Source organism: Ideonella flava, assembly GCF_051857595.1.
Classification (GTDB): Bacteria; Pseudomonadota; Gammaproteobacteria; order Burkholderiales; family Burkholderiaceae_C; genus Ideonella.
In genome coordinates, this window is the sequence record NZ_JBPZHD010000012.1 from 43,115 (window position 1) to 62,185 (window position 19,071).

Annotated in this window: 16 protein-coding genes and 1 tRNA gene; 8 read left to right on the forward strand and 9 right to left on the reverse strand. The window is 69.0% G+C overall.

What is annotated here, in order from left to right; all coding sequences use genetic code 11:
* Positions 1-16 precede the first annotated feature (16 nt).
* The 4 genes from ACS5PM_RS24595 to ACS5PM_RS24610 all read right to left on the reverse strand — a co-directional run bounded on the left by ACS5PM_RS24595 (position 17) and on the right by ACS5PM_RS24610 (position 3,759).
* Complete coding sequence (locus ACS5PM_RS24595; protein ID WP_439390395.1) at positions 17-1,339, reverse strand: TRAP transporter large permease; 1,323 nt, start codon at positions 1,337-1,339, stop codon at positions 17-19.
* A gap of 20 nt (positions 1,340-1,359) precedes the next feature.
* Positions 1,360-1,845: a TRAP transporter small permease gene (locus ACS5PM_RS24600; RefSeq protein WP_439390397.1), complete on the reverse strand. Its 486-nt coding sequence runs from the start codon at positions 1,843-1,845 to the stop codon at positions 1,360-1,362.
* An 81-nt stretch (positions 1,846-1,926) separates the two neighbouring features.
* The gene (locus ACS5PM_RS24605) at positions 1,927-2,973 is read right to left on the reverse strand and encodes a TRAP transporter substrate-binding protein (RefSeq protein WP_439390399.1); all 1,047 of its coding nucleotides are present in this window, start codon (positions 2,971-2,973) and stop codon (positions 1,927-1,929) included.
* Positions 2,974-3,141: 168 nt separating this feature from the next.
* The gene (locus ACS5PM_RS24610; protein WP_439390400.1) at positions 3,142-3,759 is read right to left on the reverse strand and encodes a TetR/AcrR family transcriptional regulator; all 618 of its coding nucleotides are present in this window, start codon (positions 3,757-3,759) and stop codon (positions 3,142-3,144) included.
* Positions 3,760-3,828: 69 nt separating this feature from the next.
* Between ACS5PM_RS24610 and ACS5PM_RS24615 the strand changes: the two genes are divergently transcribed.
* Both ACS5PM_RS24615 and ACS5PM_RS24620 read left to right on the forward strand, forming a co-directional pair.
* Complete coding sequence (locus ACS5PM_RS24615; RefSeq protein ID WP_439390402.1) at positions 3,829-5,124, forward strand: GH1 family beta-glucosidase; 1,296 nt, start codon at positions 3,829-3,831, stop codon at positions 5,122-5,124.
* On the forward strand, positions 5,121-6,362 hold the full coding sequence (locus ACS5PM_RS24620) for an MFS transporter (RefSeq protein ID WP_439390403.1): 1,242 nt from the start codon (positions 5,121-5,123) through the stop codon (positions 6,360-6,362). Before ACS5PM_RS24615 ends, ACS5PM_RS24620 begins: the two co-directional genes overlap by 4 nt.
* A gap of 42 nt (positions 6,363-6,404) precedes the next feature.
* On the opposite strand, the gene ACS5PM_RS24625 is transcribed toward ACS5PM_RS24620, so the two are convergent.
* Both ACS5PM_RS24625 and ACS5PM_RS24630 read right to left on the reverse strand, forming a co-directional pair.
* Positions 6,405-7,172, reverse strand: coding sequence for a SapC family protein (locus ACS5PM_RS24625; protein ID WP_439390404.1), 768 nt, complete (start codon positions 7,170-7,172; stop codon positions 6,405-6,407).
* Positions 7,173-7,174: 2 nt separating this feature from the next.
* Positions 7,175-8,479, reverse strand: coding sequence for a hemolysin family protein (locus ACS5PM_RS24630; RefSeq protein ID WP_439390405.1), 1,305 nt, complete (start codon positions 8,477-8,479; stop codon positions 7,175-7,177).
* Positions 8,480-8,586: 107 nt separating this feature from the next.
* Between ACS5PM_RS24630 and ACS5PM_RS24635 the strand changes: the two genes are divergently transcribed.
* Positions 8,587-9,408 carry a symmetrical bis(5'-nucleosyl)-tetraphosphatase gene (locus ACS5PM_RS24635; RefSeq protein WP_439390406.1) on the forward strand — a complete coding sequence of 274 codons (822 nt, stop codon included), beginning with the start codon at positions 8,587-8,589 and terminating at the stop codon, positions 9,406-9,408.
* Here the strand turns inward: ACS5PM_RS24635 and ACS5PM_RS24640 are convergent.
* Both ACS5PM_RS24640 and ACS5PM_RS24645 read right to left on the reverse strand, forming a co-directional pair.
* The gene (locus tag ACS5PM_RS24640; RefSeq protein WP_439390658.1) at positions 9,368-10,387 is read right to left on the reverse strand and encodes an ABC transporter permease subunit; all 1,020 of its coding nucleotides are present in this window, start codon (positions 10,385-10,387) and stop codon (positions 9,368-9,370) included. The genes ACS5PM_RS24635 and ACS5PM_RS24640 overlap by 41 nt on opposite strands.
* Positions 10,388-10,454: 67 nt before the next feature.
* Positions 10,455-10,979 carry a GNAT family N-acetyltransferase gene (locus ACS5PM_RS24645; RefSeq protein ID WP_439390407.1) on the reverse strand — a complete coding sequence of 175 codons (525 nt, stop codon included), beginning with the start codon at positions 10,977-10,979 and terminating at the stop codon, positions 10,455-10,457.
* An 83-nt stretch (positions 10,980-11,062) separates the two neighbouring features.
* On the opposite strand from ACS5PM_RS24645, the gene ACS5PM_RS24650 reads away from it, so the two are divergent.
* The 5 genes from ACS5PM_RS24650 to ACS5PM_RS24670 all read left to right on the forward strand — a co-directional run bounded on the left by ACS5PM_RS24650 (position 11,063) and on the right by ACS5PM_RS24670 (position 17,338).
* Positions 11,063-11,962: a LysR family transcriptional regulator gene (locus tag ACS5PM_RS24650; RefSeq protein ID WP_439390408.1), complete on the forward strand. Its 900-nt coding sequence runs from the start codon at positions 11,063-11,065 to the stop codon at positions 11,960-11,962.
* A gap of 70 nt (positions 11,963-12,032) precedes the next feature.
* The gene (locus tag ACS5PM_RS24655) at positions 12,033-13,292 is read left to right on the forward strand and encodes a parallel beta-helix domain-containing protein (RefSeq protein ID WP_439390410.1); all 1,260 of its coding nucleotides are present in this window, start codon (positions 12,033-12,035) and stop codon (positions 13,290-13,292) included.
* A gap of 5 nt (positions 13,293-13,297) precedes the next feature.
* Positions 13,298-14,449: an SO2930 family diheme c-type cytochrome gene (locus ACS5PM_RS24660; protein WP_439390411.1), complete on the forward strand. Its 1,152-nt coding sequence runs from the start codon at positions 13,298-13,300 to the stop codon at positions 14,447-14,449.
* A gap of 28 nt (positions 14,450-14,477) precedes the next feature.
* A complete protein-coding gene (locus tag ACS5PM_RS24665; protein WP_439390412.1) occupies positions 14,478-16,934 on the forward strand; it encodes a TonB-dependent receptor in 2,457 nt (818 codons plus the stop codon).
* A 314-nt stretch (positions 16,935-17,248) separates the two neighbouring features.
* Positions 17,249-17,338, forward strand: a tRNA-Ser gene (locus ACS5PM_RS24670).
* A gap of 16 nt (positions 17,339-17,354) precedes the next feature.
* Here ACS5PM_RS24670 and ACS5PM_RS24675 read toward each other — a convergent pair.
* Complete coding sequence (locus ACS5PM_RS24675) at positions 17,355-18,914, reverse strand: methyl-accepting chemotaxis protein (protein WP_439390413.1); 1,560 nt, start codon at positions 18,912-18,914, stop codon at positions 17,355-17,357.
* Between the last annotated feature and the right edge of the window lie 157 nt (positions 18,915-19,071).

Below are 19,071 nucleotides of genomic sequence, written 5' to 3' on the forward strand. Positions count from 1 at the left end.
GAACCTCCCGGGGCGCTCAGTAGAACAACTCCACCAGCCCGAGGCACAGCCCCGGGAAGAACAGCATCGCCAGCGTTCGCAGCACATCGGTGGCGAGGAAGGGGAACACGCCCTTGTAGGTCTCGCTCATGGGCACGTCCTTGGCGATGCTGTTGACCACGTAGACGTTCAGGCCCACGGGTGGCGCCGTCATGCCGATGCCCACCGTCATCAGCACCAGGATGCCGAACCAGATCGCCTTCATCTCGGGGTTCAGGCCCCACAGCTCCAGGCCCATGATGGCCGGGAACAGCACGGGGATGGTGAGCAGCATCATCGACAGCTCGTCCATCACGCAGCCCAGCAGCAGGTAGAAGAGCATCACCGCGCCGACGATGAGCAGCGGCGCGACATGCAGGTGAGCCACCCAGTCCGCCAGCAGGCGCGGCATCTGCGTGAGGGCCAGCGAGGCATTCATCATGTCGGCGCCGAGGAAGATCATGAACACCATCGCCGACGTCTCGGCGGTGCCGATGAAGCTCTTCACCACGCCGGCGCGGCTGAGCTCGCGCCTGGCGATGGCGGCCACGAAGGTGCCGAGTGCGCCCACCGCGGCGCCTTCCGTCGGCGAGAACAGCCCGCCGTAGATGCCCCCGAAGACGACCAGGAAGATGGTGACGATGGGCCACACGCCGGCCAACGCGCGCCAGCGTTGGGGCCACGGCAGCGGCTCGCTCGGCGTCGCCAGGGCCGGCCGCCAGCGACACACCAGCGCGATGACGATGAGGTAGCCGATCGTCGCCAGGATGCCCGGCACCATCGCCGCGGCGAACAGCTTGGCGATGTTCTGCTCGGTGAGGATCGCGTAGACCACCAGCGGCACCGAAGGCGGGATGAGGATGCCCAGGGTGCCGCCCGAGGCCAGCGTGGCCGTGGCGAGCCGGCCGCTGTAGCCGTGGGCCTTCATCTCCGGATAGGCGACCTGCGTGATGGTGGCCGAGGTCGCGACCGACGAGCCACACACGGCGCCGAAGGCCGCCGCGCTCAGCACGGCCGCCATGGCGAGGCCGCCGCGGATGTGGCCGACGAACGCCGCAGCCGCCTGGAACAGTGAGCGCGACAGACCGCCCTGCGTGGCGAACTGCCCCATCAGCAGGAACAGCGGGATCACCGACAGGTCGTACACCGTCAGCCGGGCCACCGCGCTGCCCTTGAGCTGGTTCAGCAGCGCCGGCTCGCTGGTCATCGCCCAGTAGCCCAGCGCGCCGGGGATGAACATGGCGGCGGCGATGGGCACGCGCAGCGCCATCAGCAGCAGCATGCCGGCGAACATCGCCAGCCCGATCCACAACGGGTCCATGCGTCCCTCTGAAAAAGCTTCTAGTTCTCGACCAGGGCCTGCCCGCGACCGCCTCGCCAGGCCTGCACCAGCGCCACCAGCGCGGACAAGGCCAGCCCCGGCGCCAGCGAGGCGTAGGTCCACCACATCGGCAGGTCCAGGATCATCGAGGTCTCGCCCGCCTCGCGCACCGCGATCGCGCCGACCGAAGTGCGCCACGACAGCAGCGCGCACATCGCCGCCAGCAGCAGCGCGCCCAACGCATCGAGCCGGCGGTTGGCCCGCTCGGGCAGCGCCTGGGTGAAGAAGTCCACGATGATGTTGGCGCCGTGCAGCTGGGCCCAGGGCAGGCACAGCGAGATGGCCAGCGCGATGCCGAACTGCGTCAGCTCGACATCGCCGGCGATGGGGCGCGAGAGGCCGGCCCGCATGACGATGGAGGTCACCGTCATTGCAGCGACGATGCAGGCGACCCCGCCCCCCAGCACGGCGAAAAGCAGCGACAGCTGTCGCAGCAAGTGGTTCACAGCGGCCTGCCTGTCACCGCAGCCGCACGCAACGCGACCGCTCCCCGACGACGGACCGGGCCGTGGGCCGGTTGGAGATCGTCATGGAGCGGTCTTGTACTTGGCCAGCAGGTCCTTCGCATCCTGCAGCATCTGCTTGGCGGGCAGGCCCTTGCCTTCGACGTCGGACACCCAGGCCGTGTACAGCGGCGCCGAGGCCTTGACCCAGTTGTCCAGCTCAGTGCCGGGGATGGTGTAGAGCACGTTGCCGTGGTCCACCGCGGCCTTGCGGCCGGCCGCCTGGCTGTTGTCCCACAGCTTGCCCACGGATTGCGACAAGGCAGCGCCGCTGTTGGCGTCTATCACCTTCTTCAGGTCCGGCGGCAGGCTGTCGTACTTGGCCTGGTTCATCGCGAAGATGAAAACCGCGCTGTACAGCGCCGGCCGGCTCGGATCGGTCTCGCTGTCGTACTTGACCAGCTCCTGCAGCTTCAGTGAAGGCATCACCTCCCAGGGCAGCAGGAAGCCGTCGATCGTGCCCTTGCTCACCGCGTCGGGGATGGCCGGCAGCGGCATGCCCACCGGCGAGGCGCCCAGCGAGGCCAGCAGCTTGTTGGTCTGCCGGGTGGGCGCTCGCATCTTCAGGCCCTTGAAGTCGGCCAGCGTCTTCACCTGCTTGTCGCGGGTGTGGATGTAGCCCTCGTCGTGCACCCAGATGGCCAGGATCCTGGTGCCCGGAAACTCGCCGAGCGCGTACTTCTGCAGGTAATCCCAGGCGGCGCGGGCGCCGGCCTCGGCCGAGTTGCACATGAAGGGCAGCTCGAAGACCTCCATCGCCGGGAATCGGCCGGCGGTGTAGCCCGGCAGCGTGATGACGAGGTCGTCGACGCCGTCCTTGACGCGGTCCACCAGCTGCGGTGGTGTGCCCCCGCCGGACATGGCCGGCAGGATCTGGCACTTGAGCTTGCCCGACGACTCCTTGGCCACCTTGTCGCACCAGGGCTGGATCAGGTTCACCGAGGCCATGGCCTGCGGGTTCCAGATGTGGTGGAACTTCAGCGTCACTTCCTGCGCCGCGGCAGGGGCGGCCAGCAGGGCACCGGCCATCGCGGCGGCGAAGCCGGCCAACGAGCGGATCGTTCTGTTCATGCGGGAGCTCCTCGGTGGGGACAGCCGCGGCAGCTTACGCCGCGGCTTGCCGGCAGCCCAAGCGGGGAACTCCCATGTTGCCGGGCCCGCCTGGCCATAGCTGCCATGGCGGGCAGATATCGGCAGCCCAAGATTCGAGCGGCATCCTCATGCTTCGCCTCGCTGGGGTCATGCGCGCTGTGCCAGCAGCGTGGCAATCAGCATCGATTTCAGGTCCTTCACCAGCTGCTCGCGCAGCGGCGACTCCACCGACAGCGCCAGGCGGACCGCCGCGCTGGTGACCTCGTTCATCAGCAGCGCCAGCGCGTAGATCGCTTCCTCGTCGTCACGGCGGAGGACCTTCGCCAGCGGCGACACCATGAAGCGCGCCGTGCTGCGGGTGTCCTCCACCTCGAGCTGGTGCAGTTCGGGGTCGGATTGCGCACCCGCCCACACGGCCATGGCCTCGGGCTGGTCGCGGTAGTGCGCGAAGTACGCATCCACCACGCGGTTGACCGCCGTCGACGGCGCCGGCCGGCGCCGGCCCGCGAAGAGCTGCTCCACCTCGTGGGCCAGCAACTCGTGCACGCGCTCGAGGTTGCGACAGGCCAGCTCGCGAATGACGGCCGCCTTGGATGGGAAGTACTGGTAGATCGAGCCGATCTGCACGCCCGCCCGGCGCGCGACCTCGCGCATGGCCAGCGCCTCGGCGCCCTGCTCGACGACCAGCCCGAGCGCGGCCTCCAGGATCGCTTCGACCCGGTCCTTGCTGCGCTGCTGCCGGGGGGCGCGGTGTTCGAGGGTCATCGGGTTTGACACATGATCAACGCTCACAATATATTCTGATCAATGCTCATGTTCAAGGAGGGTCGGCCCGTGAAGCGCTTCCCGTCCGGGTTCCTCTGGGGCGTCTCGACCTCGGCCTTCCAGATCGAAGGCGCGCTGGCCGAGGGCGGTCGCGGGCCGTCGATCTGGGACCGTTTCTGCGCAGAGCCGGGCCGCATCGCGCGCGGCGAGACTGCCGAGGTCGCCTGCGACCACTACCACCGCGTCGATGAAGACCTGGCCCTGTTGGCCGACCTGGGCGTCGGAGCCTACCGCTTCTCGATCGCCTGGCCTCGCGTGCAGCCGAGCGGACAGGGGCCGGCGAACGCCGTCGGCCTGGATTTCTACGAGCGCCTGGTCGACGGCCTGCTCGCTCGCGGCATCGAGCCGCTGCCGACGCTGTACCACTGGGATCTGCCGCAGGCCCTGCAAGACGACGGCGGCTGGTTGAACCGCGCCACGGCACAGCGTTTCGCCGATGTCGTGCAACTCATCGTGCAGCGGCTCGGTGACCGGGTGGCGCGCTGGATCACGCACAACGAAACCTTCGAGCATGCGGTCTTCGGGCACGCCTTGGGCACGCATGCGCCGGCGCTCGAACTCGGCCTCGGGCTGTTCCCGGTGGTGCACCACCTCCTGCTTTCGCACGGGCTGGCCGTGCAGGTGCTGAGGGCCGAGTCGCCGGCGGCGCAGGTGGGCATCGCGCAAAGCCTTGCGCCGGCATGGCCCGCGTCCGACGCGGCCACCGATGTGGAGGCCGCGGCCCTGCTCGACCGCCTGCACCTCGGTCTGCACATCGAGCCGCTGCTGCGGGGCCGTTACTCTGAGCTGCCGATGGTCGACCCTGGAGTCGTGCAGGCGGGCGACCTGGAGACGATTGCGCAGCCGCTCGACTTCCTCGGCATCAACTTCTACAACGCCAACATCGTGCGTGCCGCGCCTGCGGACGCCCCGGTGCCTATCGTCGAGGCCGAGCCGCCGGGCGGGGTCGAACGCACGGACATGGGCTGGCCGGTGCTGCCCGGGAGCTTCACCGAGGCGCTGGTCGGCCTGAAGGCACGCTTCGGCGAGCGCCTTCCGCCGATCCTGATCACCGAGAACGGCGCCGCGCTGCCCGAGGAGCGGCAGATCGCCTATCTGGACAGCCACCTGCAGGCACTGCACCACGCGATGGACGCCGGTGTCGATGTGCGCGGCTACTTCGTCTGGTCGCTGCTGGACAACTTCGAGTGGGCCGAAGGCTATCGGCCGCGCTTCGGCCTCGTGCACGTGGACTGGGAGACGCAGCGGCGCACCCCGAAGGCCTCGTACCGCTGGTACCGCGCCCTGATCGCGGCGCAACGGTGAACGAGCCGACCCGCCCTGTCGGCACCGCCTTCATGGTGCTGCTGGCGCTGGCGAACCTGGGGCTGTGGATGGCGCTGTTCGCGCCTATCCAGGTGCTGCTGGCGCAGCAGATGGAAGCCGTGGCGCCGGCGGCCAAGGAAGCAGCGCTGGGCTACGTGACCGCCGCCGGGGCGCTGGTGGCCATGATCGCCAATCCTCTGTTCGGGGCCGCCTCCGACCGCACGCGCACGCGCCTCGGCCGCCGTCATCCCTGGACCCTGGGCGGCGCGCTGGTCGGCGCCGGCGCGCTCGTGATGCTGGGGCGCCAGGCCACGCTGACCGGCATCGCGCTGTGGTGGTGCCTCGCGCAGGCAGCGCTGAACGCGATGCTCTCGGCGCTGACGGCCGAGGTGCCGGACCAGGTGCCGGTGTCGCAGCGCGCCCGCTGCAGTGCCTGGGCCGGGGTAAGCCAGCCGCTGGGCGTGGTGCTCGGCACCGTGGTGGTCACGGCGGTGGCGACGACCGGAGATGGCCACGGCATCGAAACGGGCTACGCCCTGGTCGCGATGCTGCTGGTGGCCGCCGGGCTGCCGTTCGTGTGGCGCGTGCCGGCCGTGCCGGGTGCATCGTCGGCCCCTTGGCGCGAGGCACTGCTGGGGCTGTGGATCAGCCCGCGCCGGGCGCCGGACTTCGCCTGGGCCTGGTTCACGCGCTTCCTGCTGAACCTGGGCAACGCGCTGGCGACGCTGTACCTGCTGTACTTCCTGCGCGACGCGGTGCACTACGAGCTGCTGTTCCCGGGCGAGCGTGCCGAGGATGGCCTGCTCCTGCTGATCGGCCTGTACACCGCGGGCGTGCTGGCGGCCGCGTTCGCCAGCGGGACCTGGTCGGACCGCACGGGCCGGCGCAAGTCGCATGTGCTGCTGTCGGGCGTCGTGATGGCCGCCGCGAACGCGCTCCTGGCGCTGTGGCCCACGTGGCCGGTGGCGATGGCCGCCGCGGTGCTGATGGGCCTGGGCTTCGGCATCTACCTGGCCGTGGACCAGGCGCTCGTCACGCAAGTGCTGCCCGCCGCCTGCGACCGCGGCAAGGACCTCGGCGTGATCAACATCGCCAACTCCGCGCCGCAGGTGCTGGCGCCGGCAGTCGCCGCCGTGCTGGTCACCCAGGCCGGGGGTTACCCGGCGCTGTATGCGGCTTCGGCGGTGGTCACGCTGCTGGGCGGGATGCTGGTGCGCAAGATCCGCGCCGTGGAGTGACCGCGCGCCGAGCGCCGCGGCTGCCGTTGGCCTGCAGCCTTGTCAGGACGCAGGCGACGCATTGGCCGCTTCGGCGGCACGCTTCTCTGCATGGATCTCGAGCAGCTGGCTCATGTTGCTCATCGAGGTCATGTGGAAGTGGATCAGCGCCAGCAGGCCGGTGCGCTGCAGTTCCAGCACCTCCGCGTCGGAGAGGTTCTTCAGCCGCTCCTCGTCGATCGCCATGAAGCCGTCCACCACCACCTTGCTGCCGTCGGGCAGCGTGGCATCGAAGCGCTTGTCCTGCAGCAGCTTCAGCTCCATCAGCTTGCGGCCAGCCAGCCGGGTGCGGTCCACCTCGACCTCGATCTTCTCGACGAAGCCGCGCACGTCCTCGAGGTAGGGCGTGGGCTCGCCGTCCTCCTTGAACAGCGGCTGACCCTCGGTGGTGGAGAACACCGGCGAGGTCTCGTCGAAGCAGACGACGTACTGCTGGTCCGGCGTGGGCGCCATCGCGAACGGGTAGGCGCGGATCAGTGCCGGCACGTAGCGCGCATTCCAGCGGCCGTGGCGGTAGACCAGGTTCTCGCCCTTCTGCAGGCCGAATACGGTGACCGGCGCGCACAGCTCGCGCCCCTCGTTGTCCTTGCCCGCGCGCAGGAAGAGGATGGGGTACTCCTTGCAGGCGTCCGAGAATTCGGCGGCGGTGATGAAGAACGCGTTGAGGTGCGCGGTGGCGTCCAGCGCGCTCAGCTCGCGGCGGATCTTCAGGTCGCGGTGCGCCACACGGTCCAGCGCCATGGGCTTCTTGTGCAGCTCGGGGTTGATCACTTTCAGTCTCCAGAATCGTGCGGGTCGTGCAGCTTCGTCGCGAGCACCTTGTCGACCCGTTTGCCATCGAGGTCCACCACCTCAAAACGCCAGCCTTCCCACTCCACCAGGTCGGTGATGCGGGGCAGCCGGCCCAGCAGCAGCATGATCATGCCGGCCAGGGTGTTGTAGCGCCCGCGGTCTTCCTCGGGCAGGTCCTTCAGTTCGAGTCGGTCCTTCAGTTCCGGCACGGGGATGAGGCCGTCGATGAGCCAGCTGCCGTCCTCTCTCTGCACCGCCCAGGCATCGTCGTCGCTGGGGGTGCCGAATTCGCCGGTGATCGCCTCGAGCACGTCGCGTACGGTGATCACGCCCTGCACCGCGCCGTACTCGTCGACCACGAACACCAGCTCGGCACCGGAGGTGCGAAAGTGCTCCAGCAGCTCCATGCCCGACAGCGTCTCTGGAACGAACACAGGCGCCTGCAGGTGATCCGCCAGCGCCGTGATGGTGCCGTCAGCCAGCGGCCTGAGCAGGCTGCGCGCGGCGACGACGCCGATCACGTCGTCGAGGCCGCCGCGGCACACCGGATAGCGCGAATGCTCTTCCGACGTGACGGTGGAGACCACCTCCTCCAGCGAGGCGTTCGCATCGAGCCACTTGATCTCGGCGCGCGGGATCATCATCGAGCCGATCTGCCGGTCGTCGAGGCGGAACACATTGCGCACCATCTGGTGCTCCTGCGCCTCGATCACGCCGGCGTCCAGGCCTTCTTCGAGGCTGGCGGCGATCTCTTCCTCGGTCACGCTGCGCGGCGGGCCGCCGCGCACGCCCATCAGGCGCAGGATCCCTTCGGTGCAGAAGGCCAGCGCCGCCACCAGCGGACGGGTTGCGGCCGACAGCCACTCCATCGGCCGCGCCACCAGGCGCGCCACCGTCTCGGGGTACATCTGGCCCAGGCGCTTGGGCACCAGCTCGCCGAAGATGATCGACAGCACGGTGATGATGAAGACCACCAGAGCGGTGGCGGTGATGTCGGCCGGGCGCTCCGAAAGGCCGAAGGTGCCGGTCAGCCAGGCGGACAGCGGCCCGGAGAACGCCGCATCGCCGACGATGCCGTTGAGGATGCCTATCGAGGTGATGCCGATCTGCACCGTCGAGAGGAACTTGGTGGGGTTGTCGTGCAGGTCGATCGCGGCCTGGGCCCCGGATTCACCGGCCTCCAGCATCACCTGAAGGCGTGCCTTGCGGCTGGCCGACAGCGCCATCTCGGACATGGCGAACAAGGCGTTGAGCAGGATCAGGAAAACGAGGAGCGCGACGTCCATGAGGGGCGGGCCGGGGGGACGCAGGCGCCGCGGGAGAGACAGGAAATGGGGCGTGAGCGTAGCAGAATCGCCCGCGACGGCCGCCACTTCCAGGACGGAATCACCAAATGCACTACCTCATCGGCGACCTTCAAGGCTGCTGCGACGCCTTCGAGCGCCTGCTCGAAGAGATCGGCTTCTCGCCCTCGCGCGACCGCCTGCACGTGCTCGGCGACCTGGTCAACCGCGGTCCGGGCTCGCTGCAGGTGCTGGAGCGCCTGCACGGCCTGGGCTCCAGCGCCGGCTACCTGCTGGGCAACCATGACCTGCACCTGCTGGCAGTGGCCGCCGGCGTGCGCCCGGCGCACAAGCGCGACACGCTGACCCACATCCTCGACCACCCCCGGCGCGAGGCCTGGCTCGAATGGTTGCGCCAGGGCCGCCTGGCGGACCGGGCCGAAGGCTGGCTGCTGGTCCACGCCGGCCTGGTGCCGCAGTGGAGCGCCGAGCGCGCGATGGCACTGGCAGGCGAAGTCGAAGCCATGCTGCGCGGCCCGGCGCTGCGCGACTTCCTGCCGCAGATGTACGGCAACGAGCCCGTGCGATGGGACGAGGCCCACACCGGCATAGAGCGCATGCGGTTCATCGTCAACGTGCTGACCCGCATCCGCTTCTGCTCGGCCGACGGCACGCTGGAGTTCGACAGCAAGGACGCGGCCGAGACCGCGCCGCCGGGCTTCGCACCCTGGTTCGAGCACCCGCATCGGGCCAGCGCCGGCCAGCCGATCGCCTTCGGCCACTGGTCGACGCTGGGCCTGATCAACCGGCCCGACCTGCTGTCGCTCGACACCGGCTGCGTCTGGGGCGGCGAACTCACCGCCGTGCGCGTGGACGGGGGCCGTCGCGAGGTCACCCAGGTCCGTTGCGCGCAGTCGCAGATTCCCGGATAGCGGGCCACAGCCCCTGAGGGCGCCAAAGCATGGTGCCCACCATGGCCAGCGAGATGAACAGCGGCCGCATCACCCCGGCGTCCAGGCGGCCGTCGCTCAGTGCCTGCAGCGGCACCACCAGGTAGCGCAGCAGCTCGGGCAGGCCCGACAGGAGAACAGCGGCCAGGACCACGCCGCGCACCTGGCCCGGGCCGCCGAGCACGACGATGGCCACGATGAGGATGGACTCCTGCAGGCTGAAGGCCTCAGGCGAGATGAAGACCTGCAGCGAGCCGAAGACCCAGCCCGTGACGCCGCCGAAGCTGGCGCCGATGGCGAAGGCGGCGAGCTTCAGGTCGCGCAGCCGGAGGCCCATCGCGGCAGCGGCGAGCTCATCCTCGCGGATCGCCATCCACGCGCGGCCGATGCGGGAGCGCTGGAGCCGATGGCTCACCAGCACCGTCAGGCCGGCCAGCGCGAGCAGCAGGTAGCCATGCAGCGTCACCGAGGCGATCTCCCACGGGCCGATCGACAGCGGCCGGCCCAGGTCCAGCCCGGCCAGGCGGATGGCGTCGATGGGCCCCAGGCCTCGCGCGCCTCCGGTGAGGTTGACCGGATCCGTCAGGTTGACCATCAACAGGCGCACGATCTCGCCGAAGCCCAGCGTCACCATGGCCAGGTAGTCGCCCCTCAGCTTCAGCGTCGGCGCGCCCAGCAGCATGCCGCCCAGGCCGGCCAGCGCGGCGCTGAGGGGCAGCGTCAGCCACCAGGGCGCATGCAGGCCGCCGGGGAACATCGCGCCCAGTGCGCCCAGGTGGTCGGTCAGGTGCGTGGACCCGAGCAGGCCGCCGGCATAGGCGCCGACGGCATAGAAGGCGACATAGCCCAGGTCGAGCAGGCCCGCATAGCCCACGACGATGTTCATGCCGAGGCCCAGCATCACGTACAGCAGGCAGGTGTCCAGCATCCGTACCCAGTGCAGGCCCACCGCCTGCAGCATCAAGGGCAGCAGCACGAGTGCGAAGACAAGGCGCAGCGAGGCGCGTGACCGGCACGAAAGCACGGACTTACTCCTGCAGCGAACGCCGCATGAAGTGCCACCTTGCATGCCACTCGACCGGAACTTCGGTGCCCTCGCACGCAGCGCCGTCGACGAAGCCTTCCGCGAGATAGAGACGGCGCGCCGACGCCATGAACGGCGCGGTGTCGAGGCAGACTTCGAGGCAGCCTTGCCTCCGCGCGTCGGACATCAACTGCTGCAGCATCCGCCGCCCCAGGCCCGACCCGCGCAGAGAGGGGCGCACGTACAGGCGCTTGATCTCCGCTACTCCGTCTTGCAGCACGCGCCAGCCGCCCAACGCCGCGGGCTGGCCGTCCATCGTCAGCAGGTAGAGCGCACCGGCCGATGGGGTCGCGGAGCAGATGGCGGCCAGCACCTCGTCGTGGGCCCCGCTCGGCCCGCCTTCCAGGTCAAGCGCCAACCCACCTTGCGCCGCCTCGCGAAAGAGCCAGGCCTTGTATTCGCGAAGCAGCTCCTCCACCCCGTCGGGTGGTGGCCAGGAGCGAACGGCGACAAAGGTCAGTGCGGGCATGCCACAGAGGCTATCCCAGCTTGAATAGGCCAAGAACGTCCGTTCGGTAGGTACATTGCGGAAGAAATCGCTTCAATCCGTTCATGGACAAACTCAACGGACTGATGTCCTTCGTGAGAACCGCCGACCTCGGCAGCTTCGTCGCCGCGGGCCGTGCGCTGGGGCTGTCGCCTTCGGCCGTCGGCAAGGCCGTGGCGCGGCTGGAGCAGGAGGTCGGCGTGCGCCTGCTCCAGCGCAGCACCCGGCGCATGCAGCTGACCCCCGAGGGCCGCCTCTTCCACGAGCGCTGCCGGCGCATCCTGGATGAGCTCGACGATGCACAGGCAACGCTGGCCCGTTCGCGTGAGGCGCCACGCGGCCTGCTGCGCATCAGCGCGCCTGTCGTCGGCCACCACTTCCTGCTGCCGGTGCTGCCCGACTTCCTGGCGCGCCACCCCGAGATCGAGCTGGACCTGCACTTCACCGACCGCACGGTGGACCTGGTCGAGGCCGGCATCGACGTCGCCATCCGCAGCGGCGACCTGCCCGACTCCGGCCTCGTCTGCCGGCCGCTGCAGGCCTTCCGCCTCGGGCTCTGGGCTTCGCCAGGCTACCTGCGTCGCATGGGAGCGCCCGCCACGCTGCGCGACCTGGAGCGGCACACCGCCGCGCGGTTCAGGCATCCCAACTCCGGCAAGCTGCTCGACTGGCCTTTGCTCGACGACGCCAACACGGCCGAACTGCGCGTGCGCACCACGCTGGCCTGCAACCACATCGAGGCCGTGCTCGGCGCCGCCCTTCGAGGCCTGGGCATCGTGTGCCTGCCGGACTTCCTGGTGCGCGAGCCCGTGGCCGACGGCCGCTTGCTGCCCGTGCTGCCGGATCTCGTCGGCGCCAACGGCCGATTCAACGCGCTGTGGAGTTCGAGCCGGCAGCTTTCGCCGAAGGTGCGCGTGTTCGTCGATCACCTGCGCGAGCAGTTGGGCGGACGGCCACCGGGGTAACTCCGGACGCCGCAAACGATAGCCTTTGCTACATTTTCTTCAGCCCGAGGAATTTGAGCGAGGTCAATCCATGCAGTTGTCACGATGGAGCCGCCGTGCGGCGGCCTGCGCCGCCGCAGCCGCGCTGGGCTTCGCCGGCTGCAGCAAGACGGCTCCTGACGCGAACCAGCGCGCCGGGGACCTGCCGGTGGACGCGGCCTTCCAGAAGAAGCTGCAGACCCAGCTGCTGGATGCCAAGCCCGGCTCGGTGATCGAGATCCCGGCCGGCCGCTGGCACCTGGACCGCGGGTTGTCGCTGCGCGTCGACGGCGTCACGCTGCGCGGTGCCGGCCTGGACAAGACCATCCTGTCCTTCCGCGGCCAGGTCGCCGGCCCTGAAGGGCTCATGGTGCAGGCCAGCGACTTCACCATCGAGAGCCTGACGATCGAGGACAGCCAGGGCGACGGCCTGAAGATCAACGACGGCGAGAACATCACCATCCGCAGCGTGCGGGTGCGCTGGACCGACGGCCCCAAGACCAGCAACGGTGCGTACGGCATCTACCCGGTCAAGACCCGCAACGTGCTGATCGAGGATTCGCAGTCCTTCGGCGCCTCGGATGCCGGCATCTACGTCGGCCAGTCGAAGAACGTGATCGTGCGCCGCTGCCGCGCCGAGCAGAACGTGGCCGGCATAGAGATCGAGAACACCATCGATGCCGACGTGACCGAGAACGTGGCCACCGGCAACACCGGCGGCATCCTGGTGTTCAACATGCCCAACCTTTCGCAGCCGGGGCACTCGACCCGCGTCTACAAGAACCGCGTCGAGCAGAACAACCTCGGCAACTTCGGCGCCAAGGGCACGGCGGTGGCCAGCGTGCCGGCAGGCTCCGGCGTGGTGGTGAACTCCAACGCCAAGGTCGAGATCTTCGACAACGACGTGCTCGACAACCGCACGGCCAACGTCATCATCTCGAGCTACTTCTCCACCGGCTACTACAGCGACAAGGGCGTCGAGCCGGGCTACGACCCGTACCCCAAGGCGATCTACGTGCACGACAACCGCTTCTCCGGCGGTGGGGATTCGCCCGACGGCGTCGACCTCAAGGTGCTGAAGACCGCGATGTTCGGCCTGAACGGTCGCTTCCCCGACGTGCTGTGGGACGGCTACGCCGACCCCAAGACGGCCGGCCAGCCGGAGGCGCGGGTCTGCGTCAACAACGGCCAGGCCGGGGTGCTCAACGCCGACGGGCCCAACAAGTACAAGAACCCCCGCCTGGTGACCGACGAGATGCGCTGCGACCTGCCGCGGTTGTCTCAAGTGACGCTGACCGCCAAATCATCCTGATCCGAATGCGCTGTCGTTGGGTTGCGCCGCTGGCGCTCGCTTCGTTGTTGGCGGCCTGCCAGCGCGCCCCTGCGCCGGTGAACTTCATTGCCGACGGCAAGCCCGAGAAGCTGTCCGACTGGCATGTCGTCGAGCGCAGCGGGCAGCGGCTGCAGCTCAACGCCGGGGTGCTGCCCTACGACCTGAACACGCCCCTGTTCAGCGACCACGCCCACAAGCTGAGAACCGTCTGGGTGCCGGCCGGCCGGGCCGCTCGTTATGACGCGGAACAGGCCTTCGACTTTCCGGTCGGCACCATCCTCAGCAAGACCTTCTACTACCCCAAGGTCGATGGTGCGCCCACCGATTCGGCGCTGGTACGGCAGACGAGCGCCATCTCCACGCCCTCGCCCGCCGAAGGCCTCGATCTCACCCAGGTGCGCCTCATAGAGACCCGCCTGCTGGTGCGCCGTGACAGCGGCTGGGAGGCCCTGCCCTACGTCTGGAACGAGGCGCAGACCGAGGCCACGCTGGAGCGCACCGGCGACCAGAAGCAGCTCGAGCTGGTGGACGACCGCGGCCGGCACCAGCGCTTCACCTACGTCGTGCCCAACGAGAACCAGTGCGCCTCCTGCCACGTCGTCAACCTGAAGAACAAGGTCTTCACGCCCATAGGCCCCAAGGCGCGGCATCTGAACCGGGAGCTGCACTACGCGGACGGCAACGACAACCAGCTGGCGCGCTGGGTGAAGGCCGGCTTCCTCACCGGCGTGCCCACCTCGGCCGACTGGCATGAGCTGCCGCACGCGGCCGACTGGCGCGACGAGCGCGCCCCACTGGCCGAGCGTGCCCGCGCCTACCTCGACATCAACTGCGCCCACTGCCACCAGGCCAACGCCACGGCCAGCAACACCGCCCTGCGGCTCGATGCCTTCGCGCCGGTGGACTGGCACATGGGCCTGTGCAAGCCGCCGGTGGCGGCCGGCAAGGGCACGGGCGACCGGCTGTTCGGCATCGTGCCGGGCCAGCCTGACGCCTCGATCATGGCCTTCCGCCTGGCCAGCAACGAGGGCGGCGTGATGATGCCCGAGCTGGGCCGCAACACGGTCCACGAGGACGGCCTGAGGCTGGTGCGGCAATGGATAGCCTCGCTGCCGGGCCGCTGCACCTCGCCCTGACAAATTCGTGATCCGGAGGAGAGTCCCCATGACCCGATTCACCCGATGCATCCCCCTTCGCCGCAGCGCGCTGGCCACCGCCGCGCTGTGCGCCGTCGCCGGATTCGGCGCCTCGGCCTGGGGGCAGGCGCAGCCGGCCGCCGGCGATGCCAAGCCAGTGGGCAACGACGCCCAGGTCGTCGAGGTGACCGCCCAAGGCCGCCGGCAGGAGGTGCTGCAGGTTCCGATCGCCATCCAGCTCATAGGCCCCGAGCAGATCGCCAAGGTCGGCGCGGTGAACATCGCCGAGATCTCCAGCTTCACGCCGGGCGTCCAGATCGACGCCACCGAGCCGACCCAGCCCAACTTCACCATCCGCGGCCTGGGCACGGCCGATTTCGGCATAGGCACCGATTCGCCGGTGGGCGTCTACGTCAACGGCATCTACGCCGGCAAGACGGGCGGTGCGCTCGTCAACTTCAACGACATCAAGCGCATCGAGGTGCTCAAGGGCCCGCAAGGCACGCTCTTCGGCCGCAACTCGGCCGCCGGCGCGATCTCTATCGTCACCAACGACCCGGTCGGCGAGTTCGCCGCCAGCGGGCTGGTGCGCCTGGGCAACCAGGCCACCCTGCACACCGAGGCCATGGTCAATCAACCCCTGACCGACGACCTCGCGCTGCGCTTCTCGGCCGTCACCCAGCGTCGCGAGGGCTGGACCACCAACGTGACCACCGCCCAGCGCGCACCGCAGGACAACGCCTGGGGCACCCGGCTGGCGATGGGCTGGAACCCGGCCAGTGCCACCAGTGCCGTGCTCGCCTGGGAGCACGAGGACCTGGACCAGCGGCCGCGCCCGGTCTGGGCCGTGACCGCGACGACGCCGGTCTTCCCGACCGACACCTCCAGCTTCGTCGACCCGCGCAAGCAGCCGCTGCGCAACGACCCGGCTGATGGACGCGAGGAACGCAAGCTCGACAGCCTCACGCTGCGCCTGGAGCACGACCTGGGCTTCGCCACCTTCTCCAGCCTGACCGGCTGGCGCCACTTCAACAGCGCCAACGCGCAGGACAACGACGGCACGGACAACATCGCCTCGCAACTGAACACGAGCAACTTCGAGAAGAACACCGCCTGGCAGCAGGAGTTCCGACTGGCCGGCAACAACGAGACCGTGGACTGGCTGGCGGGCCTGAGCCTTTCACGCGAGAAGGCCGAGCAGACCAGCCAGATCAACACCAGCAGCACCTCGCTGGACACGCTGTTCTCGCACAACCCGGACGTCGGCTTCGCGCCCTTCCTCACCTTCGACCAGCTCGCGCTCGCCGCCGGGCTGCCGCAGATCGACCTGCTCGGCCAGACCTGGCAGGAGGACATGCACAACACGCTGGATGCCAAGGCCTACGCCGTCTTCGGCGACCTGATCTGGCACCTGGGCCCGTCGACCAACCTGACCACCGGCGTGCGCTTCACCCGCGACGAGAAGAAGTTCAGCTGGTACAACCCGCTGCGCTCGGCGCCGGGACTGGATCCGCAGCTCGCCGTCTTCACGCCTGAGTTCTTCGACGCCCTGGTGGCCGCCGGCGCGCTCGATCCCGCGACCGCCGCGCAGCTCGCCTTCTTTGCCGACTACCTGCGCACCCACAACGTCGAGTTCGACAACCCCGACTGGCGCGCCGCCCCGGTCTACGCGAGCAAGCGCTGGAACAACGTCAGCCCCCGCCTGGTGCTGGACCACCACCTCGACAAGGACACCATGGTGTTCGCCTCGGCGACGCGGGGCTACCAGGCGGGTGGCTTCAATTCGGTCAACGGCGGCAACTTTGCGCCGGAGAACATCACCAGCTACGAGCTCGGCATCAAGGGTCGCCTGGGAAACAGCGGCCTGAGCTACGGTGCGTCGCTCTTCCACTACGTGTTCAAGGACCTGCAGAGCATCGTCCTGGACCGCAGCCTGCCCATTCCGGCCTACGTCGTCACGAGTACCGACGTGCAGGCCACCGGCCTGGACCTCGAGGCTCAATGGCAGGTCTCGCGCGGCTGGCGCCTCTTCGGCTCGATGGAATACATCGACCAGACCTACAAGCGCCAGCGGCACCTGGCCGGCGACCAGCCCGACCTCTCCGGCCAACCCTACGGCACGCCCCTGATCAACACCCTGACGCTAGGCACCGACGTGCAATGGGCCCTGGCCGACGGCACGGCCAACTGGACGCTGCAGGGCTCCTACCTCGGCCGCACCCGCTGCAACGACGACTCGGTCGCCCAGGGCAGCTGCCTCAAGGCCCCCGGCTGGGAAGTCGGCGAAGCCCAGACCCGCGTCGACACCCGCATCGGCTGGGAGGCCCCGTCCAAACGCTGGGGCGTCGGCCTCATCGTGAACAACCTGTTCGACAAGCAGTACGTGCGGTTCCTCAGCAACTTGTCGTCTGTCGTGGGCTCGCCGTACTACGCCGGCCTGACCGACCCGCGGCGCATTCAGCTGGAGGTGAAGGTCAAGCTCTGACGCGTCCGCGCAGGAAGGGTCCGGCCCCTGCGCTAAAGTAGCGCCCTTCCTACCGCGGAAGCGTGGCCGAGCGGTTTAAGGCACCGGTCTTGACAATGGCCGCTTGCGGACATTGCGCCAGTGCTCATATCGCGCCAGCGATGTGAGCACAGGCAAAACCGGCGGTACGATCGCCGCCAACCTGTGGAAGCGTGGCCGAGTGGTTCAAGGCACCGGTCTTGACAATGGCCGCTTGCGGACATTGCGCCAGTGCTCATATCGCGCCAGCGATGTGAGCGCAGGCAAAACCGGCGGTACGATCGCCGCCAACCTGTGGAAGCGTGGCCGAGTGGTTTAAGGCACCGGTCTTGAAAACCGGCGAGGGCTTACCCCCTCCGTGAGTTCGAATCTCACCGCTTCCGCCACCCGGCGGCACTCGGCTCAGGCGGCGGCGAGCTTGAACACCGCCACCGCCTCCACCAGCCTGCGGGCCTGCTGGTTCAGGCTCTCGGAGGCGGCGGCGCTTTCCTCCACCAGCGCGGCGTTCTGTTGCGTGACCTGGTCCAGCTGCGATACCGCGTTGCTCACCTGGCCGATGCCGGTCGTCTGCTCGTGGCCTGCGGCGCTGATGTCGGAGATGAGCTGGTTGACGCGCATCACCTGCCCCACCACTTCTTCCATCGTCCTGCCGGCATCGGCCACCAGGCTGGCGCCGGTGGCGACCTTGTCGACGCTCGTCTCGATGAGCTGCTTGATCTCGCGGGCTGACTGAGCGGAGCGCTGCGCGAGCGACCGCACCTCTCCAGCCACGACGGCGAAACCGCGTCCCTGCTCGCCTGCGCGTGCGGCCTCGACCGCGGCGTTCAGCGCGAGGATGTTGGTCTGGAAGGCGATCCCGTCGATCACGCCGATGATGTCGGCGATCCGGTGCGAGCCCTGCGAGATGTCGTCCATCGTGCTGACGACCTGGCTCACCACCTCCTGGCCGCGGTTGGCGACACTGCTCGCCGACGAGGCCATCCGGGAGGCCTCCTGCGCCGTCTCGGCGTTGTGCTTCACGGTGGCGCTGAGCTGCTCCATCGACGCCGCGGTCTGCTGCAGGTTCGACGCCTGCTCCTCGGTGCGCTGGCTCAGGTCGGCGTTGCCGGTGGCGATCTGGGACGAGCCGGTCGCGATGGATTCGCTGCTCGCCCGCACGGTGCGAACGATCTCTCGCAGGGACTGCTGCATCTCGGCCATGCCGGCGACGACACTGGCCGATGCGTTGGGGGGCACGCGGATCTCGGTCCCCAGGTCGCCGGCGGCGATGGCACGCGTGATGCCGAGCACCTCGTGCGGCTCGCCGCCGAGCTGGCGGACGATGCCGCGTGCCATCGCGGCCCCGAAGAGGGAGCCGGCCAGCACGCCCAGGACGATCGCGCCGATGGCGATCGAGCGCATCGTCGCGTAGCGGGCCACGGCGGCGTCGTTCTCCTGCTTGGCCACGTCGATCTGCAGCTGTACCAGCTGGTGCAGGGTGCGCGCCGGCGCCGTGAACAGCGGCCCGACCTGCTCGACCATCAGGCGCTGCGCAGCCTCCCGGTTGCCCGCCTTCAGCGCCTGCAGCGCGGGCCGCAGGCCCTGCTCCGCAAAGGCGCCGCGCTCCTGCGCGAAAGTCTTCGCCAGCTCGGCCTCGCGGGGTGTCAGGTAGGTGGCGGTGTAGTCCTTCCAGACCTTGCTGATCGCCGCGATGTTGTCTTCGACGGTGGCGACACCTGCCGCGACGGCTTCGGCGCTGGCGCTCGCCAACGCGGCGTCATGGAGTGCCACCTGGTTGGACAGCATGCGCCGCTCGACCTCGGCGAGCTGCGCGAGGCAGACCGTGCGGTCCTCGTAGACGGTTTGCAGGGAGTCGTTGGCTCGGCTGGCGGCGTACAGCCCCAGGGTGCCCGAAGCGGCGAGCAAGAGGGCGAAAAGGCCAATGAGAAGGGCCAGCCGCGTCGAGATCTTCAATGTGTTCACAACTCATCCCGGTGATGGAGCGCAGCGCGCCGTTGCGCCCGCTCGTGACTCCCTAGACGGTTGTGTCTTGTCAGAGACTTATCGGCCGTTTCAGACGGCGCTTGAGCCCCAGGCGTGCCCTCGTTCTCCCAGAGCTGTAAGCGATGGAAGCAGGCGG